The organism is Enterobacter cloacae subsp. cloacae ATCC 13047, from assembly GCF_000025565.1.
Taxonomy (GTDB): domain Bacteria; phylum Pseudomonadota; class Gammaproteobacteria; order Enterobacterales; family Enterobacteriaceae; genus Enterobacter; species Enterobacter cloacae.
The window spans coordinates 1,690,463-1,716,786 of the sequence record NC_014121.1 but is presented as its reverse complement, the minus strand read 5'-3'; the positions used below and the strand labels follow the sequence as shown (position 1 = coordinate 1,716,786).

Below are 26,324 nucleotides of genomic sequence, written 5' to 3'. Positions count from 1 at the left end.
GCATATGAATTATCAGAACTGTTCCTCAACATAAATGCCAGCTGATATAATTGCACCGCCAATTCTACGCTTACCGTAAAGTAGTGGAACTGGATAACCTTGTGCAGCCGTATTTGTTACCCCACCAAAAGCATAGCTTGCCTGGTTATCTGAGGACTGCTTACTCGCCAACCCAGTTGCCTGCGGGGATAACATTTGAACGACGCCCCCTAAAGTCATTGATGCGCCAGCAGCAAACATCATATTGCTGGCAGCTATGCTCAGTCCTGGCATCCAGATAGATGCAATCACCAGCACCGCGCCCAGAATTGTCTGTACTAAACCCGCCTTCTTGCTCCCAATCACTACGGGCACAATACGAATTTCTCTGCCCACATTAGGGAAATTGAGATCCTGTTCGCCAATGTTCCGCTCACCGACATAAACCGCGTAGGTTAGCCCTCTGGATTTACTACTGTTCAGATATTTTTCGAATCCAGGGATGGTGGCATTCAAGGCCCTGACAGCTTCTCTTGTATCCCTGATAACACGTTGATGTATTTTGCCAAACAGCTTACTGATGTAGCCCCCTGAAACACCAGACAGTAGCTGTATCTCCAGATAAGAGATAGGCTTGAATATATGTCTAACACTAACACCAATTTTGAGATGACCGGGATCCTGTTAGGGCAAGAAGTCCGTAAACGTAAAACTCCTCAGGAGAAGATCGCCATTATCCAGCAGACGATGGAGCCGGGTATGAATGTCTCCCATGTCGCCCGCCTGCATGGTATCCAGCCCAGCCTGCTGTTTAAGTGGAAGAAGCAATATCAGGAAGGCAGCCTCACCGCCGTTGCGGCTGGAGAGGAAGTCGTTCCTGCTTCTGAGCTTACTGCTGCTCTGAAGCAGGTCCGGGAGCTTCAGCGCCTTCTGGGCAAGAAGACGATGGAAGTTGAGATCCTGAAAGAAGCCGTGGAGTACGGTCAGTCGCGAAAATGGATAGCGCACGCGCCCTTGTTGCCAAAGGACGGGGAATAGCCATGGTCAGCCGGACCATGGGCGTGTCGCGTGCGCAACTGTCACTGCGGATTAACCGTTCTGCCGACTGGCAGGACAGGCGCTGTAACCGGCGTAATGAAGAAGCAGACGCAGAAATACTGTCGGCTATCCTCAACATTATCAGCGATATGCCGAGTTATGGTTATCGACGCGTGTGGGGCATCCTGCGCAAGCAACGTCGCACAGAGGGACAGCCACCTGTGAATGCCAAACGGCTTTACAGGATAATGAGCGAGCATAACCTGTTGTTGTTGCATCACAAACCAGAGCGACCGAAGCGTGAACATAAGGGCAAGATAGCGGTGGCAGAAAGCGATATGCGCTGGTGTTCAGATGGCTTCGAGTTCGGCTGCGACAACGGCGAAAAACTGCGGGTAACGTTCGCGCTGGACTGCTGCGACCGTGAGGCCATAGACTGGGCAGCAAGCACGGGAGGCTATGACAGTTCGACCGTGCAGGATGTGATGCTGAGGTCGGTGGAAAAGCGCTTCGGCGACAGGCTGCCCGACACAGCGGTGCAGTGGCTGACGGACAACGGTTCAGCATATACCGCGCATGAAACGCGGAGGTTCGCCAAAGAGCTGAATCTGGAGCCATGTACAACAGCGGTGAGCAGCCCGCAGAGCAATGGCATGGCCGAACGGTTCGTGAAGACGATGAAGGAAGACTATATCGCGTTCATGCCGAAACCGGATGTGAGAACAGCCCTGCGAAACCTTGCAGCGGCGTTCACGCATTACAATGAAAATCACCCGCATAGTGCGCTGGGATATCACTCTCCGAGAGAATACCGGCGGCAGCGGGCATCGTTAACTTAAGATACAAAAGCTGTCCGGAAATGGCGGGTCAAGATCATGCCAAACAGCTTACCAAGAACGCCGCTTAGCTTAATGGTCGTCATTACTTCAGTGTTCTGCATTCTGGCTTCCCCCGGTGGAATAGATTGCCGATAAGGCTGATTTCAAGTCGTATAGCTTTCTCTTACAACTGCTGCCTGGTGCCGGTTGAATATCTTGCAAGCGCTTTGATACAGTCTGACGGTGCATCCCCGTCACGCCAGCCAGTTCGGTAATCGTTAACTGTATTTGTCTCATCGTTACCCCCAAAGATGATGAACAAAAAAAATACAATCCATCATCTTTTCTGTTTTCCGTCATTTTCATGCATTTATAATCAAACAGTTAGCACATGATGATGATGACCATAGAATTCAAAAACGAGCCGTTTCCCGCGATGCCGCCGCCCCGTGGCAGGCATCCCCGCCGGGAGTACCTTTTAAAAAAGGGCAGCATCTGCCGCCCTCCAGTCGTCATGCCGCCCCGCTCGACTTCACCATGCCCCGATAATCCAGCGCCGCCACGCCAGCATCGATACGCACCTTCCATGCAATACCGTCCACGGTGAAGCCCTCCTGCTGCTCCAGATATGGCACATCCATTCCATCCAGATAAGCCACCTCGATGGTGTCGGTTCCTTGCGCTGCAGTGACGTACCACTCTTTGTTATTGGCCTTGTCCAGACGCGGCTCAACCACTACCTGCGCCATATCCTTCACGACGTTAATAATGCCGGGGTTTTGATTCATCGAGCCACTCTGGTCTACAGGGAACAGTGAGGAGGAGGACAGCACGGCGCGATTTGCCAGCCCTTCCAACGCCGCCGGTACGAGAATATAGGCAGGAATGACGTTGATAGGGTCGCCGTTCGCATCCTGCTGCAGGCGCATGGCCTTCCGGGCTTCATTGAGTCCGTCTGTATCCATCCCTTTAGCGATGAGGTTTTTATGATCTGCATGGAACAGTGCTTTGCCATCCGTGAATTTACTGTTGGCAGTCAGCTGTAGATAGACCAGATTGCCGACCGTACGCGCGGCAGCACGCCCCATCGCCTGTGGGATAGTTGAAAGTTGGCTCAAATCATCGTTGATGATTGCCTGACGAGTAATGGAGAAGATATTGCCATAGGTAGCCAGGGCGATCGGCACACCACTGTCGCTGGTTGTGACGTATTTATACTCCGCACCTTCCGGAACCTTAGCAAGTTCAGAGAAGCCGTTCAGTCCCACACGCTTGGCTTCATGGAAGTTGGATAGAGAACCGGTTTTCGTCCACTGCTGGAAAGTTTCACCGCTGCTCTGCCAGCCAGTCAGCACGGACTTTTCAGCGCCACCAGCAAGGATATGAGCGAAATCACTGGTGCTGTGAGTGAAGGCCAGATTCACAATCTGCGAGCGGTTACCGAAACCACTGACGCTGATACCTCGATCCACCAGCGATGCCTGCGCCATTTCAAACAGGCTCATCATGGCATAAGGGTTTCCCCGTTCGGCGCGTTCGTGGCCCAGACGGGCAAAAAGCCCCTGGCGGATAGCATCACCGGTAATGTTGCCATTACCTGCATATATGTGAGCATCCGTGGTTTTGTTCGACGGTGTCGCAATCTTACCCAAAGATGCCAGGAGCATGTCTTTCGCTTTTTCCGGTGTGCAGTCCACATCCTCCAGACACTGCATTTTCAGGGCATCATGTTTTCCGCCGAACATAGCAAACAGGTCTTTAATTCCATTGATGCGATTTTGTTCCGGTACCGCATTATTTGTGGAGCCTTTGGGACTGGTGATCATCCCTTTAATATCTTTTGGCATATGCTCAAAATCCTCAATTCGTTTTGACTCAATACAGGCCATTGCACTGACAGCGGGTAACAATTCGTCAGCAAAACCCTGCGCCACACATTCACGGCCATCCATCCATGTTTCATCCTCCAGCATTTCCGCCAGTGATTCGGCTGATTTACCCGTTTTGCGTGCATATGCCGGGATCAAGACACTTTCGACTTTATCCAGAAGTTCGGCATAGTCGCGCATGTCGTTGGCGTTCCCACCAGAGATTCCCCACGGTTTGTGAATCATCATGAGCGCGTTTTCAGGCATAACGATACGGTCGCCAGCCATTGCAATAACTGACGCCATAGAAGCGGCCAGACCGTCGATCTGCACGGTGACTTTTGCCGGATGTTTATTCAGGAGGTTATAGATAGCGATGCCGTCGAAGACATCGCCACCTGGGGAGTGAATGTGAAGGTTAATATGTGAGATATCGCCCAGAGTTTTCAGATCCTCGGAAAACTGCTGGGCAGTGATACCCCACCCACCGATCTCCTCGTAAATGCTGATATCAGCACTGTTACCGCTGCTGGCGGCTTTAATGGTGTACCAGCCTTTCATTTGACACCTTCCGTAACTGAAAAGCCGCTTTCATCAAGCCAGGCATTAACAGCGTGCCGAACAATCTGCGCAACCCCGGGTAATGGCTTCCCGGGGTGAGCTTTCAAATGATCAAGGCGGTACTGCTTAAGTCGTAAAACGGTCTGCGCGTCCAGATGTACAGAGCCGCCTTTGGTCTCGCTAGGGTTTAAAGTGTTAATGTCACTCATGGTGTCCTCTACTGTATAAGTAAACAGGACTCAATGATTGATCACTAAAAGTGGTAAGTAAAACAATATCTATCATAAAAATAGATTAATTGATTTTAAATGCAAAAAAAACGGGTTTTCCCGGCAGTACGAAATTGATTCTAGGGAGTAAAAAACCCAGCCGAGGCTGGGTTTACTTAGCGGTCTTTTCAGCTGCAAATACTGCAGAGAGGGATGACAAAAACTTTACCACGTTTAGGGTAAATGATTTTGCCGGAAGGGTCTTTCTTGTTAGCCCGAAAGATGACTTCACAAGAATTACCACAGCGTGGACAGTAACCAGTTGCCATGACGTTTATCCTGTTCGTATACACAGCTGTAATCCTATCCAGCCTTGTGTATGCCCCGGTTAACCGCTATTCTTAAGTTTCGACGCATAAGAGTTACAGTTAACCTGTGCTCTGGAAGAAATTCCGTTTTCTTCCCCCTAAAGCCCTGCATAACAGCAGGGCTTTTTTGTTTAGTCATTTGCCGGCTGAGAGACTGCAAACGACTCAATGATTGTGCTAATCCTTTTCGCCTCATCTTTGGTCAAATCGCGAGGCAAATTACCGACAATGACGGTGAGATCATCCCGAAGGGGGATCGGCAGATCAAAGGTCTTTACTAAGAATTTATTCGAGATCACTAAAGACGGAGCGTACTTAACAGGCGATCTGCGCTGCTTCACGGTCACATCTTCACCTTTCTCATGTGCAATAAATTTTGTCACAGCTCCGTTAAAGCGGCTGATGTACGATTTCTGGGTATCTTCAGCAATACCATTCGCCATAACGTAGGTGTTAATGATGCTGTTTGTATCCCACGTATCCGCAGTTGCGGTCTCCGAGATGTAATCCTTTACCAGATAGCAAACGCTACGCACGTTGCCAGCGGTATTTGGAGAAGCACCAGTAATCTCAACATACTGATCAATAAAGTTGTAAAAGTTAGCCTTGGACAAGTCCATAACTCTAACCTCCTAATGCAAGTGTAGCTCGTCATATGATCATAATGGCACAAACCCTCCTCCCTCGCAAGATCACAACACGCAAGATCTTTAAAGATCGATAGGATTGGAAAAGCATTGTGAGTTGGAGTGATGTGAAGTGAATTGAAGTTAATAGCAATGATGCATAATGATAGGGTAAACCGCAAAGTATGCATTGTATGGTAAGGGATGTTTCGCATTAGCTTTATTGCATGTCTACCATCGCGCATTTCTTGCCGCACTTTTCCCCCCGCGCACCTAGGTGCGCAATCCAACATGCACCGTATAGCCATGAATACCAGTAATGGCGCGGGTTTGCGGATGATTAATGTCAATCCGCGCACTTTCTTCGTATATACATGGGAAAAGTGCGGCAAATGTATGTTTTATGAGTATTTCGCGCATCGCGCGCATTTCTTGCCGCACTTTTCGGGTTAAATTATCGTGATATCTCCTGAATCATCGATAAAGATAATATTTTCCCTAACGAGTTTATCCAGCCAGCGTTTAAAGCCTTTGCGGCCGTTCTCTCCAAACAAAGTGGTAATATCATCACGTATAACAGAGACATTACACGGTTCACCTTTGGCTTTTCGGCTCCGGATTGACTGCCATAGTGCAGCGTGGTTCCCGGTCAGGTGCTTGATATCAGCCAGTTCCGGATCAGGTTCTCGCGCCTCTCGTGGCAGGTCCTGCACCACCAGCGACGAAATCAGTTCGCCATCGCGATCAGTAAACAGTTCCACCGTGCGCAAATCGAATGCTGCCTGTTTTGGCTCCTCCGCATCTTTCATCTTTGTGCAGGTCAGGATTATCGCCCCACCATCACCCTCGCGCCGGACATTGAACTCAGCATCGAGCGCAGCCCTGAAAGCACTGGAACCACGTGCACCTTTGGTATCGTCTTTTCCTGAATGATGCACCACCAGCAACGTGGCGCCAGTCTCACGCTTGATGACGTCGCAGCCTTCGATAAACGCCCCCATATCACGAGCATCGTTTTCATCGTTACCACCGAAGCACCGCGCTAAAGTATCTACGACAATCAGGCGAACCGGCTGTCCCGTTCTGGACTTAACATCACGCGCAGCTTTGATCATCTCCTGCATTTCCTCACGGCGAACCGGGAAAACCGGACGGTTTACCAGATACAGATTATTCAGTTTCACACCGTGTCTTTTCTCCCACGCCTTTATTCGCCGCGGGACGCCAATGCCACCTTCACCCACTACGTACATCACAGCTCCGGCTGATACCGACTTCCCAGCCCACTTCATCCCGGCTGCAACGTGGCAAGCCCAGGACACCGCCAGAAAACTTTTATACGAACCGCTCGGGCCGTAGATACTGCTCAGGCTGTTAGCGGGAAGGTAACTCTTTAACGTGTAATCCTGCTCCTGATCGTACCCATCAGAGCCCACGCTTAAAGGAAGACTGTGCCGCAATGACTCCTCCCCTATAGATACTTCAACCTGCTCGCGCAAACGGGAAAGATATTCCCTCCAGTCTTCTGGCTCATGGTCGGGAATGCCTTTATACAATTTGGCATCCTGCACGCCAGCCACCGCCAGCTTTTCAGCAATGTGATTAATCTGGATAGGCTTTATATTCCCGGCCAAGTAAATCCGCACAGCATGACGGCCATCATCCACAATGCGCAGGTTATCCAACTCAGCCAGTTGTTTTGGCCCAAGGTAAACTGGAGGAGTGGTATCTTCGGCAATCTGTTTACCAAGCCCCTCTTCCCAACCCTTCGCATGGGCGTATGCTTCTGACCCGGCAAAAATAACTGCCTCCGTGAATTTTTCTTTTGGCAGGAGTTTCAGATTCGGTGCATTTTTCATTTCAGCCCCTTATCCCATCCGTCAGATCCAACACTCAGCGGCAGGGCTGAACGCAGCTCAGCAATTTTTTTACGCCCATTTTCTTTCGCTTCCGCCTGGCTTTTCTCCGTTTCCTCCGGAAGGTACTTAAATTCACCCGTGAACCGGTATTCAGAGCAAATGCATTCGCTGTCATACCCGTCGCGGATATATGTCACACGACCGAACGCCACGCACTTAACAGTGATTTTTTCACCGTAGTTATTTTTCCAGCGGCTGTGTGCCTCGATTTTTGGTTGAGCAACGCCCTCAGGCTGAACCTGATTGAATTTTTTAATCATGAAGTTATTCCTTGTCGGTAGCTGTTAAACCATATGCATCAGCAGCCTGACGAACTGCCTGGATAAAACCTTCCGGTGTGGCCACGATTTCATCCGAACGAAGGCGGCGCTCTGTAACCTGACCGTTTTTAACCGTCACCAGGACGCGTATCTCGTAATCAGCGGGTAAGTCGGACTTATCCATGGCGCACCTCCATTGGCACAGCTTCATTGCTGTAAGGATCGCTACCCAGGATGCTCCATAGGGTGCGATTCTCAGGATCCATAAACGATACTGAGAGCGGGCTTTCGGTCCGGATTTTGGCGGCAAAGGTTAACTCCCAGCCACAGAACTTTGCACGGGCAGTGTCTTCAGTATCTGCAACGGTGCGCAGAACTATCGGGAGACAAGAATGACCTCGCGGTGTGCCAAGGAATAGCCATGTAAATTTGGGGCGAGTTTGGGTATGCTGTATTCCAGCCATAGTCGTTACTCCAGTTAACGGTTGATGGTTAGACGCCCTACTGTGTTGCGAGCACTCTAGGGCGTTGTCTTATAATCCATTCACATGATAAGGTGTGTACCTATTTTTTGATACTATGCAATAGGTACACACATGTCAACATCTATTAAACGCGATAAACAACCGAAAGGGGGAGGCAAAGCCCCAGCATTTCAGATTCGAATTTCACCTGATTTAAAGCAACAAATTTCTGAGATTGCGGAAAAAGAAGGCGTTAGTCTAGGGAATTGGATCAAAGAATTGATTAGAAGTGAACTTAAAAAAAATGGAATCACTCCTAAAGGTTAACTATAAATTAAAAAGGAATTGATATGAACTCTGGGTTAAAGTTTAGTGAAATTAGTAAAGAACAATTCGACATTTATTTTTACGGTCGCTCCCCCTATCTGAAAACATTCTCGCAAGAAATTCGCTGGTTTAAATGTGAAGAAAATGACATAACATTATTATGTACCATTATAGTTTGTAATATTGACAATGATTATAACGCAATAGTTCTGGGAAGAGATTTAGATAAAAAATTCAGAGCTATAAATGTTTTAGCTTCATATGATTCAATGGATACTTTACTTGAAAATCTGAACGATAGCATTCCCAAAATGCTTTCTCAGCATCACAACGGCACGTTCATGCAAGGCGATGAATCAGCAAAACCTTTTTCTTTGTTTTTAAGTAAAGTGCCAGATGAAAAAAGAAACATTTATATAAAAATGCTACTCGAAGATCCACTACATTTCCCTGCCTACATTGTCCTTGAGGAGTTGGCATATTGGTTCAAAGACCCAGACGGAATATTTATTCGGGATTTCCAAAGTGATTCCTTCAACTCAAGATTATTTGAATTATATTTAAATGCCGTATTTTACGAACTCGACTTCGAGATGAACAGAGAATACAACCAACCTGATTTTTTACTCTCGAAATTCGGTGAAGTTATCTCTGTAGAGGCTGTAAGTATTGCTGAAACGGAAGATCCTCTTGAAAGAAAAGAAGTTAACCAAGAACAAATGGATGAGTTAAGAACGCATGTACTCAAGGTGATGCCTTTCAAGTTTGCAAGAAGTTTGTTAAAAAAGGTCCGGCATCGTCCTGAGCCAGAAAAAGTTCATTATTGGGAACTCGACCATACTAAAAATAAACCATTTATTATAGCCATGCAAGATTATTCAAAAAGAATGTCTATGGCGTTTTCAAGTGAGGCTCTACATAGTTATTTGTATGGTGTTGATATAGAGTCTGGTACATCGATTGAAAAACACATTGATGGTAATAGAGTTATAAAATCAAATTTTTTTGGATCTGAACAAAACAATTATGTGTCTGCAGTTTTACTAACTACTCAAGCTACCATACCAAAATTTAATCGTATGGGAATCCTTGCAGGTATAGAAGCAAAAGGATTTAAAATTCTCGTTAATGGTGTTAAAACAGACCAAGAGGCTAATCCTTTCCCTTTTACGGCAGATGTAAGCGATCCTAACTACCAAGAACCATGGTGTACAGCCGTCTATATGTATCATAATCCAAACGCTATTCACCCCGTTGACTATAGATTATTTCCAAATATGATACATGTCTTCCAAAAAGAAGATCATTTCGAAGAACTAGTCCCGAGAGACTATATAATTCAATCAACAACAATGATATTTAAAACAGAATAATCTCAGTTTTTTGGATAACTAAAGGATGATTAATGCGGATTATATTCCGCATTAATCGTTCTTAATCAGAGCCATTCCCCCCGAATCCAAGCTTGTACCTCAGAAAGTCGATATGCAACGGCTGACGGCCCAATTTTGATTCGCTTAGGAAATTTTCCTTCCTGTTCCATGCGCCAGCGCGTTGAGTTAGACAGCGTGGTCATAGCCCGGCATTCAGGTTCGCGAATCATTCTGTCAAGGTCAGGCATGTACTGGAGATCTTCTTTTTTCACTACGGATAACATAGCCATATCAGGCACTCCTTTTCTTAATTACTTTTACTGTATTTTCTTCACCCACCAGCCCATCAAGGTAGTCAACCCATCGGTCCAGTGCTTCTTGCTTTTGAGGGATATACTTGCTGCGGTTATAGATTCCGGCCACGCCCTTTATGGTATGCCCCAGCAGCTGCTCTACGACTATAAAATCAACGCCCATATCGTTAAGACTTGTCGAGAATGTTCGTCTCAAATCATGTAATGACCAGCGTTTTTCATGTTTCAGGGAGGTAAAGTTAGTGCATCCCATCGTGCTGACGGTTGAATCAGATTTAAGTTCGCCAATTATGTAGCCTCTCCTTTTAGTCTCTTCATGCAGGTTTACGATCCACTGGCGCATTTTTTGAGGAACGGGGCGAATAATCTCTTCGCCGTTTTTACTGTGCTCTTTAGGTACTGTCCAAATCCATTTATCGAAGTCCCACTCATCCCATGTTGATAAACGGGCCTCACTCAGCCTGCAACCAAACACAAGGCATAAAATCGCCATCCTTTTTTTGTAATTCATCACACGGGTTTTGCCTTTACCATGAAAGTACACTCCCCACAAATCGGCGACGTAGCTTTCCTCAAGTAGCCGCTCTCTCTTGTTCTGATACTTACCAATATCGCCAGGGCTTAAGTCGTCCAGCACATTACACCGCACATACTGGCGTACCCGGCAGTATTTGAAGATCTGCTTTAACTCAATCAGCATTGCAGCAGACTGAACCGGCGCGATTTTCTTTATGCGGTCGAAGCACTTGATCCAATCTGACAGACCGCATTTCTCGACAGGAAACCCGCCGATGTAAGGAAAAATGTATTTCTCATAACGGCGGTAGAGACGCACAGTCTCTTTGCGTTTTTCTCTGGCATAGTTATCAAACCAGTAATCGATAGCGTTCTTAACTGTCACTGGAGTGAAGAGGCTCTCTTTGGTGAGTTTATTCTCTATCCTTGGATCAAGTCCCTGTGACAGCCATCCCCGACACTCGTCCCTTTTCTCCCTGGCCTGTTTAAGGGTCATATCTGGATACTTGCCTAACGTCATCCAGACGGGGGCACTTTGTCGGCCTGAATGCCTAAAGAAAAAAACAAAGCTTACTGTGCCACTCGTGCTAACCCTGACAGACAGCCCCCGACCATCGGCAACCATCTTTTGACGCTTCTGCGGTTTACCATGTAAGGCTTTTAGCGCCTTGTCGCTTAACTTGTTCTCGCCAGCCATAAAACCTCATTCTGCAATACACATTGCAATACACACTTAGCTGCAACGCCGAAAAACAGTAGAAAAGCAATGCAAACAACATTCCTTTCTTCTTCATAGTTAACAATGAGTTAATGAATGAATCCGGTTCTTCATGCGTACCCATGAGGTAGTGTGAAGGATAATGGATCATCATCATCGTGTTTTCAGGCATGATGACCGGATTGCCTACCATCGCGATCACCGAGGCCATGGAGGCCGCCAGGCCGTCGATATGAACGGTAATCGCCGCACCGTGGTGCTTCAGCGCGTTATAGATAGCAATACCGTCGAAGACATCACCACCGGGTGAGTTGATGTGAAGGTTGATGTGGGTGATGTCACCAAGTGCCCGGAGATCATTGACGAACTGCTTCGCCGTTACGCCCCAGTACCCGATTTCGTCATAAATAAAAATGTCGGCCTCGCTGTTATTGCTGGCCTGCATGCGGAACCACGAATTACTTTTTGCGCTGGCTTTCGGACGGTGGCGCGCCCGGTTCTTTGGCTTCGGCACTGGTGCCTCCTTTATCATTGGCGGGGTCGGTGTCAAACACCAGGCCCTGTTCTCGGTTCTCATCAACCTCCGCTTTACGGCGTGACTTCACATCATCCGGGTTGCGACCGCTGGCACGGATCCAGTCGGATTCGGTGGCCGCACCGCCGCGGATTTGCGTTTTCCAGGCATTGGCTTCTTTAACGGGATCAATCCACGGCATAACGGGTCCCGAATAAACCGCGTTATACAGCGTGTCCATATCGATGCCTCTCGGCAGCTTGATTTCTCCGGCAGCAATAGCCATCTTCAGCCAGGCCCGGTACATTGGCCGGGTCACTGAACCGATGAACCAGTCCTGCAGAATCAGATATCCGTCGGTTGACTCGACAAGCTCCTGCCGCTGGGCACTGTATGTGCCATTGTAGTTTCTGGATGTACTGGAAAAACTGAGGCGACTGCCCGCAGATACCGCCCGCAGTTGTCCATTACGAAACGATTCGAGGTTAGGGTTCGGGCGATCGGATTTAATCATCCCGATTTCTTCCCCTGCCTGCAGTTCGTCATAGAGCATACCGGGCTGAATCATCAGCTCGCGGTCATCGCTGCTGGTATCTGAATCGAAACTCTGTCCGTCGCCTTTTTTGATGTACATGCCGAGTGCCGCAGCAATTCTTGCTGCAGTAAGCTCAGAGTCCTCATATTCTTTCAGCGCGCTCAAGCGCATCAGGACACCAGACAAAAGAGACGTTCCGCGGGTCTGGTGCAGGCGGCGGGTGAATTTGAGATGGAGCATGTTCTCAGCATCTATCTCTTTCGTATCGAACTGTCGCCCGGACACCGGCAGACTTTTATAGACCTGATATTTTTTAGGCCGTCCCCAGTTATCGACAAAAACGCCCTGATTAAGCTGGGTGGCTGCATCACTGTTCATCGGCACGAAATCAGGCTCCAGCGCTTCCAGCCAGAACGGCACGCCAGCGACCGGCTGAAGCCCATTTCCGGTACCGCTTACCAGCTGAGCAAAAACCTCGCCGTCCCGGAGCCACGTTCGCAGCATCAACCGCTCAAGCATGGGCCGGGTAAACTGGGTTGTGACATCGGGTCTTACGGACCATTCGCCCCACTTTCTGCGGATATCAGTGGCAAGCTTTTTGGCGATCTTCCCGTTACTCAGCATCGGATGTGGTTCAACTATGATGCCCTTCGCACCCACCACCCTTTCTTCCAGCTTGTCGAAAACGCCGATCACCAGATCGTGGTTGTTGTCCAGCCAGCGCGCCTGCTGCCTCAGTGAAACCGCCCCCATCTGGCTAAGCTGATCGGCTGAGCGATTTTCCTTCTGGGCTTTGTGGGTACGCGTTTGCTTTACCGCCTCATACGCCTTAATGACTGCACGGGCACGCAGGCGTGAGGCTTTCCAGCCTGGAGAAAACAGGCCAATCGCATCATCTAAAAGACTCATCCAAACCTCGCCAGCCTGTAGCCGGGTCGCCCGCGGCGTTTGTTATTGAGCGTTGCCAGTCGGCACTCCCATTCCTGACGGCCTTTTCTGATTTCCGACAGGTTTTCGAGCGTCATCTGCTGCCCGTTGAAAGTGATTGATTTCCCTTCCAGAACAGACAGCTCTGCAGCAGCGTAGCGGTCGATCATGTTTTGAATATCAGCTGGACTCACACCCAACCTCCTGACGAAGACCACGGATTAGCCTGTTCAGTTACGGGCTTCTCACGTTTTGGTTTTGATTTAGATTTCGGCGCAGGCGACGGGGATGGCACTTCGCCAGTTTCCGTCTGCGTGTCCTCGATCCACGTTTCCCGCCGTGCCCACTCAGGAGCTGACGGCCATTTAATTTTTTCGTATCCACTAAGGATGGCGAGCGCATCTGCATAAACGAGCAGGTCGAATGCTTCGTTTGCGCCCCGGCCGGGCTTACTCCACTTCCCTTCATTCGAGCGTTCCTCATATGTCAGTTCGTCATAGAACCAGCTGCCCAGCCAGGCGGGGAAATGCACATAGCCAGGGCCGGGTGAATCACGCCACAGCGCATTGTTCACCCGGTCTTTAAGGGCATCGGTCTGGAGAAGATAAAGAGGCACATCCCCGGTCGCCTGTGCGCGGCGTGTTGATCTGCCGGTGTTGTCGGGAAACGTTCGCTGGATAAGTTTGCTGCGACGAACACTGTCACCTTTGAAGAGATAGATACGCTTACCCAGCCCCTCCCGGCGGCATCTGCGCCAGAACTTGTAGGCATTATCCGTCACACCGTCCTCGCCCCCGGAGTCCACGGCCATCGACATAAGCCGCATGCCCTTTGACGGGTCAGATGCCAGAGGCCACGTTTTCTCAAAGACGTCAGTGAGCAAAAGATCCCAGTCCTCCGGATAGCTTGCCGGATCAACCTGAATACTTTCCCCGTTGCCGTCACAGCGCAGCGAATACCGTATGTTGTAACGGTCAACTATCCAGCGCTCACCCATACTTCCGTAACCCGTAACCTGCACTACAAATCGCCGGTCACGCCCGGCCTGCACGTCCACGGTCGCGGTGAGAAACTGCACGCCGTCCGGTACCGAACGTTTTAGAACATCCTCGGCACGCTGCTCGAGCAATTCACTTTTACGCTGCTCGAGGCTTGCCCGCGGCAGATAGGGTCTGCCGAAATCGGTGTTGATCACCGTTTTCAGGGTTTCTTCGCTGCGTGTGGATTCGTATTCCTGCTCGGCGGTCAGGTACTTATAAATAAGTTGCGCCCAGGTCTGGTATGCAGCTGCCGGACCTTCCATCCAGAAGGAGGCGATACGGGAACGACGGCCATCACCACTTACCTGACCTTTACGGTCGATACTCTGCCCATCCCTCAGCCAGACACATTTCATGTTCAGCGCACGCTTCATGTCCGGTGTGATCCTGCCTTTACAGGCCGGGCACTGTAGAAACGCGGCTTCACTGGCCAGCACGGGATCGCTGCTGTCGCGGTACCCGGTCATATTGTCCATTTCCGGCTGGAAATACTCCCCACAATGCGGGCATGGCCAGTAAAGGCGGCGGCGGTCGCCACGGTTATAGAGTGATAAAATTCCGGTAGTTGGAGGGGCTTCATGAGGCGTGGTTCGCCGCCATTTTGTGTCTCTGATATCCCTGCCGGGTGAACTCTCAACCAGCGTCATCCCGGAGGACATAAATGTCGTGGTACGTTTCGACGCCAGTGAAAAAGCGTCGCCCTCCCCGTCGATATCTTCAGGAAAGCGGTCGTAATCCGTCAGCGCCACACTTTTATAGTCAGAGGACGACATAATATTGACGGATGGCCAGCCGAGCTTCAGATAGTTACCGGCGCGGAATGTACGATCGTAGACGTTATTATCGTTACGCCTCGGACTTAACCGGTTTTTAACTTCAGGGCTGCAGCGAAAAGTACGGTCCAGACGTTTTTTTGAATGCTCGCGCGCCTTTTCCTCTGATACCTGAATGACGAGCATATCTGCCGGATCGCAGACGATGTTATAGACAATCCAGCCGTCAATCAGCCCGATGGTTTTACCCGTTCGCGCCGGGCCAACAAACACAACCGCATCGTATTCACGCGAGGCTAGGCAATTCATCGGCTCAATCACATAAGGTGCAAGATCCGGGTCCCATGGAACGGAGTTTCCTGCCCCCATTGGCACGCGCATATATGTACCGACCGCATCGGCCACCGGCATACGACGCGGGGCACGTAAAATACCGGAAACATCGCGGCGGATGCCCCTGGCGGATGCCCGCTTTGCCATCAGTCCTCCTCTGGCTCTTCCTCCTCTGTTTCAGCGTCCTTCACCCTCTCCGCCATCTGGTCGCGCAGGTCATCGATAACGTTTTGTACGCGGGAAACCGCAGTCGGCGTTAATGCGCAGTCGCGTTCAAGTATGTCAGGGAGAGTTTCAAGTACCATGACGACGGCTTTCGCCATCAATGAGAATTCACGCGCCACTTCATCAGCGGGTATTAACTGCCCCGTATCTTGTTCAAACTTCAGCCTCTCGTTCTCTGCTTTCCAGTGAGCGAGCCTGTCGGATGGATCCATATCGTCGATATTCGTCGATACGGTGGGGATCATCAGTTCGGTCAGAATGTCTGTAACCAGATAGAGCTTTAATTTGCTGTTGCTGCCTGGCGCAGGTTCGACATTTTTCAACCTCGCGGCAACCGTCTGACGGTGTACGCCGGTTATCCCGGCAAGCTGGTTGATATTCAGTTTTAATGCGGCGATTTCCTGGTCCATGATGGTGAACACTTTTTAAACGATTCGACATCTTGCGAAAACGGCTTTTAAACAAATCAAAGGCCTGCATAAATGATGATGATGACCCTAGATCGCAAAAACTAGCCGTTTTCCGCGCGCCAGCCGCCCCGTGGCAGGCCACCCCACCGGGAGGACCCATCAAATGATAATGATTATCACCTGCACCTATGAGAAGGCATTTCTTTAGACGTCTAAACGTCTATTGCTTCTCGTAAGCGCTGACCATATTGCGATGCGCATAAAAAAGCCACCAGCGGATGCCAGTGGCTTGGGTGTGGCAATCAGGAATGGATTCGAACCATTGAGCCAGAAGATATTGGTCGTCTGCACCATCCTCCAGCTTATAGCAGCGTCACGCTTCGTCCGGATCGGTATTTTCCGACATCTCGCGCACCTGATTAATGTGTTTCGACATTATCACAGGCACTCAGTGAATGCCTGCTTGAATGCCTATCCCTTTGAAGGGATATTTAGTGCTTTATCCCATGGAGGGGATATTGCCATTACTATGAGCCTACCCATGGTTATGACGATAAAACCACCCAAGATAGCTACTGTTTGTATATCAGGGTGTTGCTTTGTATTAGCCCTGGTTAAGGTAAACATTCAGCCCGTCAGTGGTTGGACACTGGCGCACTCTGTCGCGGGGGGATGGCTGATTACCTCCGAAAAGGAAAATACCCATGGGTTCCATGTCAGAACTGGAAAAAGCAGTTGCAGATTTACAACGTGAATTAAAGATTGAAAAAGCCACCAATAAACTGGTTTTTTCTTTGATTATTGAAGCTGTTAACAAGCTGTCACCAAAACAGAATGTTGGGGACGTTCTGATGGAAGTACTGAAGGAGGTTACACCGCCTGAAATTTCATCTGCCCCAGATGCTCACGAAGCGATTAAGAGAGTTGAGAAAATAATTCAGAAGAAGCAACCGCGTTCGTAACTTCCTGAATTAAATCGTCAGCGGCTCGGTGCTGAGCCGCATTCACAATCTGATCGATTACAGTTTTCGCGTGAGTTTCAGCGCGCTGCTTGTAACCTTCAAGAGTAAAGTCTGCCGTAATGTCTTCACGATAAGGTACAGTCAGCATTGTTTTCTTATCGATTTGTACTTTGACGTCTCCGCCAATAGCCTCAACCGTTTTACAGTCCAGTCCCTCTGCTGAAGAGTAACCATTAATTTTTAAGCTAAACGATTTTTCAGTCGGGAACTCAACCTCATACGAAATCATAAGAACTCCTGTTATTTATGGCGCCACCAGGCATTTTCTTTGCCGATGCCATCAGTTTTGAAAACGGTATGTACCAGAGGGCCGGTGACCAACCTGTCAGCGAATGACTGCGCAACAATGCCGAACGCCATCATGTCACCCACCGCGGCGCCAGCCTGTTCTTTCTTCCAGAACCGATAACTTTCTATCCTGTAGTAAAGACGGATGATGCCGTGAGCGAATGCCATGACATCAGCGCGGGTGCCACCCAGCAGACCAGCGTTAAGCATCACATCGCTGCGGTGCGATTCAATGAATTCCTGATAGATACGCTCAGGATGATTCTGTTTCGCCCAAGTATCGGCGTAGGTCTTCGGTTCAGAACCGACATAAACCTTGCCGGGCTGCATTTCTTCCCATGGCGCGCGAAGCATTTCGACATCGGTACCATCTGTACACCAGACGAACCGGTATTCAGGGTGTTCTCGCAGGTGCTGCCAGATGTGCAGCCAGCGACGGAAGTAGACATTCATCTTCACGTCAGGTACGAGATACAGCTCAACATCTGCCGGGGCCGTCAGTAATTCATCCACCAGCGCTATACGACCACACTGGCGAAGCGAGGCTGCCCATTTGCTCAGCATGTCAGGCGAGGCCGACATTTTTGTGCCGCGCTGCGGGTCAGGCTGACTGGTAAGCAGCGTTGTGATAACTACATCGCGCTGCTGACGGTATTCAACGTAACCAGTAAACCCGGAATCACGCCGTTCGTTGTGGATCTTCACGTTACGTTCCACCAGCGCCTGTCGGTCGGGGCGCGGTACCGAACGCTCTACGGCTTCATGCTCATCGAGAGAATGGATTAGCTTTTCTGAACCGACCACATCACCGTAAGCCCACGTCGTCAGGCCAGCGTTATGGATACGTAGCGCGAGGTCACTGTGTTCGTACATGCCGCGACCGTATACCGGATCGAAACCACCAAACTTCTCGATAGCGCTGCGGTGGTAATACAGCATCACGCCACGCTGCCCGGTGTAAGCGATGTGCTTATCATCCCGGTACAGGACCGCCATATCCTTCAGCTTATTCGTCCCTGCCAGATCGAGAAACTGGTAAGCAAGGTGCGGTTCGGGTGATTCGATGTATGGCAGGTGCCAGTTATCGGCGATCGGATAAGCATCATCATCCCATAAAAAGATATGCTCACACCCGGCGTCCATCAGCGCGGTTAAACTGGCGTTCTTCGAAGCAACAATGCCGAGTGATGTTTCATGGCGAAGCAGCTGCATGCAGTCAGGTACTACTACGACAGGTTTTGAACCATCATCGACCACCACCACCAGCGCACCAGCTGGCAGATGCTTCTGGTGCTGCTCAATAGCACGCTTTAAAACGTCCGCCCGGTTGTGGGTTGTAATCGCAATGCCAATCCGCGCTGAAATTACGCAGGCGGGTGCATACGGGACACCATCAATCGTGACCTCCATATTAACCCCATTGAATAATGTTTATTGAAACGCTAAGTTCAATGCACTTATCTTTGATGAATGGTGAATGAAATGGATCTTGTTCCATCCCGGAAAGAGTTAAACAGGGCTAAACGTTGTATTGAACGCATGAGATCGGCAACATCCTACGATGAATATGATGAGGCATGGAGCGATTTTCTAAGTCGAATTGAAAATGTTTTCAGCAGAATCAAGGTTGCAGCTGAAACTCATAAAAAGTATCCATCGTTCTCATCTAGAACGAATCACCTTCGGGCTACAGATAGTTTGCTTGTCTATCTCAAACAGGCGCGCAATTCAGTCCATCATGGAATTGCAGATACGTCCAAATATGTTACTGGCGGATTCGGCATTAATCCTGTTGCACCAGGTGGGAGCGTTCACATCAAGTCGTTAACTTTTGATAAGAACGGTAATATTAATATTATAGCCGGGTCGCCTATTAAAGTTAACGTAATACCTAGTTCGGTAGAAGCAATACCATGTCGAAACAGAGGCGTTACATACAATCCACCAGACTCACATTTAGGTAAAGCTTTAAAAACTAAAAGCCCAATTGATATTGCTGTATTAGGCATTGAATTCTACGAATCTTATCTTGCAGAGGCTGAAAATATATTCCTCAAACAATAATTTGTTATTCTAATTGTGGCAGTTCGCCTGCCACGCTTTGTTATGCGCCAGGATGTCTTTCTTCGTCTGGCGGTCCATAACGTCGATGTCGTGATCAGTCAGGTAGATTGGCTTTACCCAGTCACAGGCGGTATCAACCACCACCGGGACGCTTCCACGTGTCACGCAGCTCGCGATCAACATCGTCATCAGGCATGTGATTGACAGTCTGCTGTACATTGCTGGCCTCTTTAGTGACTTCAGCTTTACGTTCTGCCGCCGCAACGCTCGCCGCTGCGTTCTCTTCGGTGCGCTGCTTATCAGCTTTGGCTTCCGCCTTGCTGGTGCCGCGAATATGGCCCAGGCCGAAAGCGCCGGCGATCGCAGCAATGACTGCTGCAACAATACCAATTACCGTTTCAAATCCCATAGTGACCTCAGACTAGCACTGATTTCGCCAGGTTAAACAGCGCGCGGCGTTTATCCAGCCCGTTACGGCCGCCATTAATAAGCAGCGTGACGCGCTCCACGTCTCCTGAATGAAGCAGACAGCCGTGAGAGACATAGAACCATGCAGCTGAGCGAGCAGCGTATTCATCCTGTTCCAGCAATTCAGGCTGGGTTACAAGGTCCAGCTTCAGTGCGTGGCCACAGTTGCGGTAATTGCTAAGCCCGGTGATTTGCTTCAGGCCGCGTCCGCGATATTTCCATCCATCACCTGCAACCTGGTTGCCCAGGTTCTTTTTACCCCATTCACCGCCGTAAACCAGATTAGCTATCGCTTTCTGATTTGCCGGTTGCTTTGCCGTTCTGCCGAGTGCGGCGGCCTGCTGTGCAGTAATGCGATGCTTGCCAAACGTAGGTACCAGGTTTTCTGCCGCATAGTTCAGGTTTTCCACCAGCCGGGTGAAACCGCCGGACTCATGGCCCATCTGCGCTATAAACATGGCCTGATCAAGCGGTGCGGTGATGCCGTATTCCTTCATAGCGGCGTCGATATGCGGAAACCAACGCGCAGCTAACTCGGCGCTTAGCCCAGCCGCCTTCTCAAATTGTGATTGGTTCATTAGTGCCTCAGAAGATCAACCAGACGTGCCAGATTTCCCCGGACCTTCATAATAGCTGCGCATATCAGGAGGTTTGCCACCACCACCAGCCAACTGGAGTCACGATAGAGGCCGAAGATGAATTGCCACGGGATTACTGCGTAAACCAGGATGGTTATATACGCCAGGATTGAGATGAAAGGACGGTGCCGGGCACCATGGCGCTGGTAGAACATCAGAATGACGACGATCACCGAGCAGATAAACGCATTAAAGACAGCTGACGGGTCAATTACCATTTCCCCCTCCTCCGCGTAACCGTGAGAAAAAGCCGAACAGGCTGTTCAAATCCTGGTTATTAAGAAAAGTTAGGATTTTTATACACAGCGCAGACAGAATCACTGCACCGAGTGCATCCAGTGGTTTTTCATAACTCGATGCAGCATTTAGCCATGAGCCAACAAACCCGGCGCCAAGCACTCCAACAATGAATGAAGTCAGGAAATATGCAGCCAGGCGAGCGCGCGTAAGGTTTGCAGCTGTCGCGACGTAAAACACCGCACCACCAAACGCTCCAAACACCACGCCGAAATCTGTATGAGTAAAGACACCGTACAGGACTGAACCCAGCAGGCCGCCGCCGAGAACAGCGCCGGTGCCGGTTAATGGATCGGACATTTAGCCCCCTCTTATTGCTGTGAATCCTCTCAGAAAATTTGAGGGGAGATAAAAAAAGCCCGCTTTTGAAGGCGGGCTAATGAGTGACTATTGTAAGTAAGGTAGGTAGTCGTGGGTTTTGCTAACTGACCAGAGTGAGACAGTATCGGGCTGATTCACAACGGTTCAGGAGAACCATCAGGCAGTTACCTTCAACACACATTTCAAGCGTAGCAGCAGTTTGCAAATTCATAAAAAAAGGCCTGCTTTTTACGGCAGGCTCTCAAGGAATTTGAAACTGTATTGTTGTTGTCATGGTGCCGGGTGCCTCCCGGTGACTCTACTCCAGCCAGCAAAGTCGCGCGCATACCTGCAGATAGCAGTTGGCTGGAACGCCCTTTCGCTGAGAAAGGATTCACCACAGAAATAATTTACGCGCTAATCATTTAGAAAGTCAATGCGTAATTTCTGGACAAAAAAAAGCCCACTCAGCGAGCAGGCAACCAGACGCTAACAGCATGAATGCTGTCAGTAAAAAGCACTATGTACAAAGCACTTCCATATCCATTCCACCGGATATTTGAAAGAATAGTTCGAAAAGGATGAAGTGCAATTAATGCAGTGCAATCAATGTTATTAGCTAATAGGTGGAGAAATCGGACCTTCGAGAACTTCGGCCTCCCCATCGTGACAAATGTCATCACCAATCGTTAGATGCCATACACCGCTAATCGTTTGACCTGTTTCCAGGTCTTCGGTCACGCCATCAGAATAATAAGCTACCTGTACTTTTCCGTTATGCTGGATCCAATAATAACCTTCTTTCATGCTAACCCCTCCGTTCATCAAAGGTGAGTGTAGCTTTTCATTTTGCACGGGGGCGTTAAAAATACTAAAAGTTGAATGAAGTGCGGCGATATGACAGGGGTACTGATGCAATGCACCTTCGCGAATACCCCTGTCGTATCGCCGGATAACAAAAAACCCCGGCTGGCGGGGTTTAGAGTTTTTTCAAATTGTCGCTTTACATCGCTGCCATCGTGGCGCAGCCCTGCCAAGCATGAATGGATTATCTGATTTTCTGGCCTGTTTTCAACATCATTCAGAATAAATAGCACTTTTTGCTAAAACATGGCGAGTTCAACTTTATTACTTATGAGCCGACTTCCCACCCTTGCCATATCTTCTCTTGGCCTTTCGCCCGCTAATCGGTTTGGCTTCACGGTTGTTATCCACTTTTTCATGGATATCTATATTGAACCATGACGCATGAGAAACCTCACTCAGCGGGAAAATTATACTCGTATCAACATCATCCAAGTCATTGTAGTCATTCGAGAACAACACCCGCAGAGTATCTTTATCCCGATAGCCAGACATGATAGGACTAATTGATATCTCAAGATTAGGGCCTTGTTTCTCGTTTGGCTCACTAATCATATTTACAACTCCGACATAGAGTTTTCGGCTTTTAAGGCTAACCAGAACTGGCCTATCTTCTGTTGCTGAATCGAAAAAAAGCTGGCCTAACGAACCATCGGAAAGCAGCTGCTCAAGTTCATACAGGCGGAGAACTTGTTTAGCGAAGTTGATCGAATCCTTATCACCTGGATTATCGCTGATAAAATATGCGGCGACATACATACGTAGCCTGCAAAACTGCAGCCATAGCAGCGCAACAGCGAACGTCGTAACCGAAAGGAGAATCAACCAAGATGTAATCCTGTTCTCTTTCGGATCTGAGCTACCATCGATTAAATGTGACAGCCACGTCGCGGCAGTGAGTCCGGGGAAGAAGTATTTAAGGGAGTAGGCAATGACAACGGCGCCGATAAAGGACCAAACACCATACGTGGCCACCTTCATGTAAAGAAGTTGGCCATCGTATCGGTGCAATCGGTAGAAAAGCTTGATGTTGTGCGGTGATGTTACAAGTAAAGAACCACTGACAAGCAACGGTATAATAAGCAGCGCAAACATCGATTAATCGTCACTATCCTTAGAGTTAATTTTAGCTGCCGCTACGGCTTCGGCATCCTGCTCTACGTACTTGCGTGCAGCTTTTCTCAGGCGGTGCAGCTTTTCGGGGTCGGACGCTGTATCAACGATAATCGCCCCACGCCCTACAACTTTAATGTTTTTTACACCTGATTTATTCAGGCGTTCCGCCATGGCCTGGCCGCCTCTGACAAAGCCGCTCAAACCAAACATCTTCATGACCAGTTCTGACATAAAGACCTCCTTTTGACCACCTCAAAATATCCTTTTGAGGACTCCCCTCTGTAAAGGGGGCGAAATTGTAGCACAACCAATATTATGATTAAAGGAACCCATGAATTCTTTACGATTTAGACCATCTGCCAAACGTTTGGTTCCCTCATACCATAGATGCCCGGACCGAAGTTAGGCAAGCTAAAAAGAGCCATGGCACAACAAAAACCCACATCGAGACATAACCATAGTAGACGTGTGTTCAAAAAATCTCTCATTTATTTTTTGCAGGGCAATTCAGTTCCGAGGCTCATCTTAAGGTAGTAACTGTGTAACGAGCCCCGGCAGCACCTATATGTCAATTATCCGCCAATGCCCTCTTTGTTGACAGGAACACCTTCGCCCTGAATATTTCCAGACACCAGCGCACCCGCTTTCTGGCCTCGTTATCCGTAAGCCATGGCGCCAGACTCTGCAGATCTCTGGTGATGTCCGATATTTTTTTTCGGGTGGTGTAATACTGGCGCCCGACGATATAAACCGGATCCTTCAAATCAAACGCCTGCAGCACCACGTCCTCCATGAACTCCGCATCATCACTACTTATGGCCTCGTCAATCAAGCTGGACGGTGGTTCTGGCCAGAGTATCGAGCGTGCACGCCGCATTGCTTGTTCGCCGCGGTAACCCTCCTCCCTTGCCTGGTTCAGTGCAGCAGTAAAACGTTCAAGCGCTTTATCTGACCAGTTCTTCCCCCTGATCACTTGCCAGCACGAATGCCCACACGGTTTCGCCGGGGCGGTACCGCCGCGAACACATTCGCCCCATACAGTTAGAAGCGATTTAATCCACCCGGACTGGACATCAGTCAGGAGAATACTTTTTCCGAGCCAGCTCTTGCGTGGCGCCATTGCGGTTTTTCCCAGCCCTTCAAAATACTGGCGTTTCTGGCGTGGCGTCATTTTATGTCCTCGATAATTATCATTCCTGTTTCGCCCCATATTTTTGATGTCCGGGCGTCCCAAATGTGGGAATCATCCTCAAACAAGGCGTCCAGCAGAGATTTTTTTAAGTTGTCCAGATCGGGCTTTTGCTGATGGGGCTGGCCGTCCATAGCTTCGCGCTTTTTCTTGCTCCAGCTCGGCGGCATCGGCAAAACGAAGGTGATATGGGCGCCGCTTTCGGGCACCCGGATTCCATGAAGACGCGCTTCATCGCAAAACATGCGATAGCGCATCACCGGCGGGCGCTGTTTCCATTTATCGCGGCGAGTCATGCGGGGTTTTCCGACTGGGGTGATGATGAATTTAGGCATAGAACACCCCCAGCTCTAACTGGACCTGCTCCAGCAGCTGCAACTCGGTACCGAAGTTTTTCTCCCATTGCTTACGGCCAGCATGAATCGCTACACCGTAACCGCCGTTGCGATGGTGCATATGGCACAGGGGAATTGATTTCCGATGGTCAGCACGTTGACTGGTGCCCTGACCGGTTCGGATATGGTGGATTTCCGCAGGCGTTTCGCCCAGGTTCTGGTTTCTGCACACGATGCAGCCCAGTGCGGCCACACGCGAAAGATGGAGGCTATCTGCTTTCTTCATGCTGGACCACCAGCATAAGCAGAAACACCGCGCGCGACGGGGCGGTGTGAGTGATATATGGTAATGCTCTGCGCCATTTTGATTCCTCAGGTTGGCGCAGTAATCAGTGGGTGTTCAGCCCGTTTGATTATTATAAATCAACGCTTACGTCTTGAGAACCTTAAGCGTTTCTGGCAGGGAGTTTAGGTTTATAACCCGCTCATCATCACTAAGGATGCGCGCAGAAATTCGATTACCTTCCCGGCGTATCAGAGTACGTAAGGCGTTATTGGTGACGAGGTAGTCAGTTATTTGACCATCCGATAGATTTAAAACTAGCAATCCATCTTTGGTTAAACCAGCGGCAAATTCGTTTAATTTCATGGGCACATCCCTAAAAATGGTTTCCCCTGACGGGGGCGGTTCTTTATCTCCCTGTCTACTGATTTAATTAAAGGTTCCGCTAACCGATCGGATTTGAGACACAGGAATCATGCACGTTCTGCTATATCACCGGCCTGTCGTCTGCATCTTTCACACGATTTAGGAGGTGCGTTACCACACCCATTACGGTCACATCATCCAACGCATCGCCCTCAATAGCCTCGCCGTCCCGCGTAATCAGCGCTTTCCCATGGAGTTTCGCGTACTCCAGACTTCCGCAGAAAGAAATCAGGACCGTGTCACCCATTTTCGGTTTCATGGCGACGTTTATGATCGCGTGCCCGAATGAAGTTTCTATGGTTCGGCAGTTATCGTCATAACCGAAAAGGCTGGTAATAGTGAGCGTGTGTTCTGCGTAGTCGGCTGCTGGTGATGGAAAACCCATGATAACCACCCCTGTCAATTAACTGTATATTTATACAGTAACACCAAAAAAACGAGGGTCAAGAATTTGGACGCAAAAAACCCGCCGAAGCGGGTAAGTGCTTAATCAGTAATCAATTCTTCTCACAGTCAGCACCACCAGCACGATAAAAACCACCAGCCAGACGGCCCCCTGATAACAGCTCCATCAGGTACACTTCTTCACCTCCTGCTGAAGTGATATTGAATGTAGATCCTCTGATATCACTTGTGCTGTAAGCGGCTGGCAATGCCAGCCAGACCACCGAGCCCCTTCCGCTCGCTCATCATCTTCAGGTCGAATAAGGGTAACTTCACTCGGATGTTTTCTATGTGACCACAACCAGGCCACCTGCTCGGCCTCCAGGGTTGCCAGCGCGATTTCGAATAGCTCCCCGCACATATCAACATGTTCCCGCCCAGCGCCTGTAACACGTGTGCGACGAATGAATTCAATTTGCTCTTGCGCCTTTGCGATTAACTGCTCTTTTGTGAATTCTCTGGTAATCGCGGTCAT

Annotated in this window: 37 protein-coding genes; 5 read left to right on the top strand and 32 right to left on the bottom strand. The window is 49.3% G+C overall.

Annotated elements, in window-relative coordinates; genetic code table 11:
• Nucleotides 1–12 precede the first annotated feature (12 nt).
• Nucleotides 13–600 carry a tail assembly protein gene (locus ECL_RS08380; RefSeq protein ID WP_202797610.1) on the bottom strand — a complete coding sequence of 196 codons (588 nt, stop codon included), beginning with the start codon at nt 598–600 and terminating at the stop codon, nt 13–15.
• A 48-nt stretch (nt 601–648) separates the two neighbouring features.
• Between ECL_RS08380 and ECL_RS08375 the strand changes: the two genes are divergently transcribed.
• Nucleotides 649–1,856 (top strand): IS3 family transposase gene (locus ECL_RS08375; RefSeq protein WP_087776199.1). Its coding sequence is split into 2 segments (ribosomal slippage): nt 649–970 and nt 970–1,856, totalling 1,209 coding nucleotides; the frame shifts between segments, so codons are not numbered across the junction.
• A gap of 87 nt (nt 1,857–1,943) precedes the next feature.
• Here the strand turns inward: ECL_RS08375 and ECL_RS27960 are convergent.
• From ECL_RS27960 to ECL_RS08335, 8 genes are all read right to left on the bottom strand, one after another.
• Nucleotides 1,944–2,132 (bottom strand): DUF1441 family protein, encoded by a 189-nt coding sequence (locus tag ECL_RS27960; protein WP_369598787.1) that lies wholly within the window; start codon nt 2,130–2,132, stop codon nt 1,944–1,946.
• Between the two features lie 215 nt (nt 2,133–2,347).
• Nucleotides 2,348–4,264: a ClpP-like prohead protease/major capsid protein fusion protein gene (locus ECL_RS08365; RefSeq protein WP_013096330.1), complete on the bottom strand. Its 1,917-nt coding sequence runs from the start codon at nt 4,262–4,264 to the stop codon at nt 2,348–2,350.
• Nucleotides 4,261–4,473, bottom strand: a complete 213-nt coding sequence (locus ECL_RS08360) for a hypothetical protein (RefSeq protein WP_044158243.1) — start codon at nt 4,471–4,473, stop codon at nt 4,261–4,263. Before ECL_RS08360 ends, ECL_RS08365 begins: the two co-directional genes overlap by 4 nt.
• A gap of 499 nt (nt 4,474–4,972) precedes the next feature.
• Nucleotides 4,973–5,461 (bottom strand): hypothetical protein, encoded by a 489-nt coding sequence (locus ECL_RS08355; protein WP_013096329.1) that lies wholly within the window; start codon nt 5,459–5,461, stop codon nt 4,973–4,975.
• A gap of 455 nt (nt 5,462–5,916) precedes the next feature.
• The gene (locus ECL_RS08350; RefSeq protein ID WP_013096327.1) at nt 5,917–7,326 is read right to left on the bottom strand and encodes a helicase RepA family protein; all 1,410 of its coding nucleotides are present in this window, start codon (nt 7,324–7,326) and stop codon (nt 5,917–5,919) included.
• Entirely contained in the window at nt 7,323–7,646 is a 324-nt protein-coding gene (locus ECL_RS08345; RefSeq protein ID WP_013096326.1) for a DUF4222 domain-containing protein, read from the bottom strand. The genes ECL_RS08350 and ECL_RS08345 overlap by 4 nt, the downstream gene beginning before the upstream one ends.
• 4 nt (nt 7,647–7,650) lie before the next feature.
• Entirely contained in the window at nt 7,651–7,830 is a 180-nt protein-coding gene (locus tag ECL_RS08340) for a hypothetical protein (protein WP_013096325.1), read from the bottom strand.
• The gene (locus tag ECL_RS08335) at nt 7,823–8,110 is read right to left on the bottom strand and encodes a host cell division inhibitor Icd-like protein (RefSeq protein WP_072072172.1); all 288 of its coding nucleotides are present in this window, start codon (nt 8,108–8,110) and stop codon (nt 7,823–7,825) included. Before ECL_RS08335 ends, ECL_RS08340 begins: the two co-directional genes overlap by 8 nt.
• Nucleotides 8,111–8,242: 132 nt before the next feature.
• Between ECL_RS08335 and ECL_RS08330 the strand changes: the two genes are divergently transcribed.
• Nucleotides 8,243–8,437 carry a toxin-antitoxin system HicB family antitoxin gene (locus tag ECL_RS08330; protein ID WP_014883655.1) on the top strand — a complete coding sequence of 65 codons (195 nt, stop codon included), beginning with the start codon at nt 8,243–8,245 and terminating at the stop codon, nt 8,435–8,437.
• Nucleotides 8,438–8,460: 23 nt separating this feature from the next.
• On the top strand, nt 8,461–9,810 hold the full coding sequence (locus ECL_RS08325; RefSeq protein WP_013096324.1) for a hypothetical protein: 1,350 nt from the start codon (nt 8,461–8,463) through the stop codon (nt 9,808–9,810).
• A gap of 65 nt (nt 9,811–9,875) precedes the next feature.
• On the opposite strand, the gene ECL_RS08320 is transcribed toward ECL_RS08325, so the two are convergent.
• Genes ECL_RS08320 through ECL_RS08290 form a run of 7 tightly spaced genes read right to left on the bottom strand, consistent with a single transcriptional unit; the run spans nt 9,876 to nt 16,115 of the window.
• Nucleotides 9,876–10,100: a helix-turn-helix transcriptional regulator gene (locus ECL_RS08320; RefSeq protein ID WP_044158246.1), complete on the bottom strand. Its 225-nt coding sequence runs from the start codon at nt 10,098–10,100 to the stop codon at nt 9,876–9,878.
• Between the two features lies 1 nt (nt 10,101).
• Nucleotides 10,102–11,337 (bottom strand): tyrosine-type recombinase/integrase, encoded by a 1,236-nt coding sequence (locus ECL_RS08315; RefSeq protein ID WP_044158249.1) that lies wholly within the window; start codon nt 11,335–11,337, stop codon nt 10,102–10,104.
• A complete protein-coding gene (locus tag ECL_RS27685) occupies nt 11,285–11,872 on the bottom strand; it encodes a head maturation protease, ClpP-related (RefSeq protein ID WP_237707066.1) in 588 nt (195 codons plus the stop codon). Before ECL_RS27685 ends, ECL_RS08315 begins: the two co-directional genes overlap by 53 nt.
• A complete protein-coding gene (locus ECL_RS08305; protein ID WP_013096321.1) occupies nt 11,817–13,316 on the bottom strand; it encodes a phage portal protein in 1,500 nt (499 codons plus the stop codon). The genes ECL_RS27685 and ECL_RS08305 overlap by 56 nt, the downstream gene beginning before the upstream one ends.
• Nucleotides 13,313–13,504, bottom strand: a complete 192-nt coding sequence (locus tag ECL_RS08300) for a hypothetical protein (RefSeq protein ID WP_249430265.1) — start codon at nt 13,502–13,504, stop codon at nt 13,313–13,315. The genes ECL_RS08305 and ECL_RS08300 overlap by 4 nt, the downstream gene beginning before the upstream one ends.
• 20 nt (nt 13,505–13,524) lie before the next feature.
• A complete protein-coding gene (locus tag ECL_RS08295; protein ID WP_013096319.1) occupies nt 13,525–15,627 on the bottom strand; it encodes a phage terminase large subunit family protein in 2,103 nt (700 codons plus the stop codon).
• Nucleotides 15,627–16,115, bottom strand: coding sequence for a DUF1441 family protein (locus ECL_RS08290; RefSeq protein ID WP_044158251.1), 489 nt, complete (start codon nt 16,113–16,115; stop codon nt 15,627–15,629). Before ECL_RS08290 ends, ECL_RS08295 begins: the two co-directional genes overlap by 1 nt.
• Before the next feature lie 704 nt (nt 16,116–16,819).
• On the opposite strand from ECL_RS08290, the gene ECL_RS08285 reads away from it, so the two are divergent.
• The gene (locus ECL_RS08285) at nt 16,820–17,077 is read left to right on the top strand and encodes a hypothetical protein (protein ID WP_013096317.1); all 258 of its coding nucleotides are present in this window, start codon (nt 16,820–16,822) and stop codon (nt 17,075–17,077) included.
• Here the strand turns inward: ECL_RS08285 and ECL_RS08280 are convergent.
• Both ECL_RS08280 and ECL_RS08275 read right to left on the bottom strand, forming a co-directional pair.
• Nucleotides 17,031–17,366, bottom strand: coding sequence for a hypothetical protein (locus tag ECL_RS08280; RefSeq protein ID WP_013096316.1), 336 nt, complete (start codon nt 17,364–17,366; stop codon nt 17,031–17,033). The genes ECL_RS08285 and ECL_RS08280 overlap by 47 nt on opposite strands.
• Before the next feature lie 11 nt (nt 17,367–17,377).
• On the bottom strand, nt 17,378–18,835 hold the full coding sequence (locus ECL_RS08275; protein WP_013096315.1) for a glycosyltransferase family 2 protein: 1,458 nt from the start codon (nt 18,833–18,835) through the stop codon (nt 17,378–17,380).
• A gap of 72 nt (nt 18,836–18,907) precedes the next feature.
• Here ECL_RS08275 and ECL_RS08270 point away from each other — a divergent pair, with 72 nt between their 5' ends.
• The gene (locus ECL_RS08270; protein ID WP_131725267.1) at nt 18,908–19,489 is read left to right on the top strand and encodes a hypothetical protein; all 582 of its coding nucleotides are present in this window, start codon (nt 18,908–18,910) and stop codon (nt 19,487–19,489) included.
• Nucleotides 19,490–19,498: 9 nt separating this feature from the next.
• On the opposite strand, the gene ECL_RS27845 is transcribed toward ECL_RS08270, so the two are convergent.
• From ECL_RS27845 to ECL_RS08205, 14 genes are all read right to left on the bottom strand, one after another.
• Nucleotides 19,499–19,633, bottom strand: a complete 135-nt coding sequence (locus ECL_RS27845; protein WP_013096314.1) for a hypothetical protein — start codon at nt 19,631–19,633, stop codon at nt 19,499–19,501.
• Nucleotides 19,623–19,898 (bottom strand): hypothetical protein, encoded by a 276-nt coding sequence (locus ECL_RS08265; protein WP_013096313.1) that lies wholly within the window; start codon nt 19,896–19,898, stop codon nt 19,623–19,625. Before ECL_RS08265 ends, ECL_RS27845 begins: the two co-directional genes overlap by 11 nt.
• A 7-nt stretch (nt 19,899–19,905) precedes the next feature.
• Nucleotides 19,906–20,535, bottom strand: coding sequence for a glycoside hydrolase family 19 protein (locus ECL_RS08260; protein WP_044158253.1), 630 nt, complete (start codon nt 20,533–20,535; stop codon nt 19,906–19,908).
• Nucleotides 20,535–20,813 carry a phage holin family protein gene (locus ECL_RS08255; protein WP_013096311.1) on the bottom strand — a complete coding sequence of 93 codons (279 nt, stop codon included), beginning with the start codon at nt 20,811–20,813 and terminating at the stop codon, nt 20,535–20,537. The genes ECL_RS08260 and ECL_RS08255 overlap by 1 nt, the downstream gene beginning before the upstream one ends.
• Nucleotides 20,803–21,192 (bottom strand): phage holin family protein, encoded by a 390-nt coding sequence (locus ECL_RS08250; RefSeq protein ID WP_013096310.1) that lies wholly within the window; start codon nt 21,190–21,192, stop codon nt 20,803–20,805. The genes ECL_RS08255 and ECL_RS08250 overlap by 11 nt, the downstream gene beginning before the upstream one ends.
• Before the next feature lie 615 nt (nt 21,193–21,807).
• Nucleotides 21,808–21,999 (bottom strand): hypothetical protein, encoded by a 192-nt coding sequence (locus ECL_RS08245; protein ID WP_044158255.1) that lies wholly within the window; start codon nt 21,997–21,999, stop codon nt 21,808–21,810.
• A gap of 321 nt (nt 22,000–22,320) precedes the next feature.
• On the bottom strand, nt 22,321–23,151 hold the full coding sequence (locus ECL_RS08240) for a hypothetical protein (protein ID WP_044158257.1): 831 nt from the start codon (nt 23,149–23,151) through the stop codon (nt 22,321–22,323).
• Nucleotides 23,152–23,154: 3 nt separating this feature from the next.
• On the bottom strand, nt 23,155–23,403 hold the full coding sequence (locus ECL_RS08235; protein WP_013096308.1) for a hypothetical protein: 249 nt from the start codon (nt 23,401–23,403) through the stop codon (nt 23,155–23,157).
• Nucleotides 23,404–23,740: 337 nt separating this feature from the next.
• Nucleotides 23,741–24,343, bottom strand: coding sequence for a hypothetical protein (locus ECL_RS08230; protein ID WP_013096307.1), 603 nt, complete (start codon nt 24,341–24,343; stop codon nt 23,741–23,743).
• Nucleotides 24,340–24,696: a RusA family crossover junction endodeoxyribonuclease gene (locus ECL_RS08225; protein ID WP_013096306.1), complete on the bottom strand. Its 357-nt coding sequence runs from the start codon at nt 24,694–24,696 to the stop codon at nt 24,340–24,342. The genes ECL_RS08230 and ECL_RS08225 overlap by 4 nt, the downstream gene beginning before the upstream one ends.
• Entirely contained in the window at nt 24,689–24,982 is a 294-nt protein-coding gene (locus ECL_RS08220) for a Ref family recombination enhancement nuclease (protein WP_013096305.1), read from the bottom strand. The genes ECL_RS08225 and ECL_RS08220 overlap by 8 nt, the downstream gene beginning before the upstream one ends.
• 144 nt (nt 24,983–25,126) lie before the next feature.
• Nucleotides 25,127–25,345: a hypothetical protein gene (locus tag ECL_RS08215; RefSeq protein ID WP_044158259.1), complete on the bottom strand. Its 219-nt coding sequence runs from the start codon at nt 25,343–25,345 to the stop codon at nt 25,127–25,129.
• Nucleotides 25,346–25,466: 121 nt separating this feature from the next.
• Entirely contained in the window at nt 25,467–25,790 is a 324-nt protein-coding gene (locus ECL_RS08210) for a hypothetical protein (RefSeq protein WP_044158261.1), read from the bottom strand.
• A gap of 186 nt (nt 25,791–25,976) precedes the next feature.
• Entirely contained in the window at nt 25,977–26,324 is a 348-nt protein-coding gene (locus ECL_RS08205) for a hypothetical protein (protein ID WP_044158262.1), read from the bottom strand.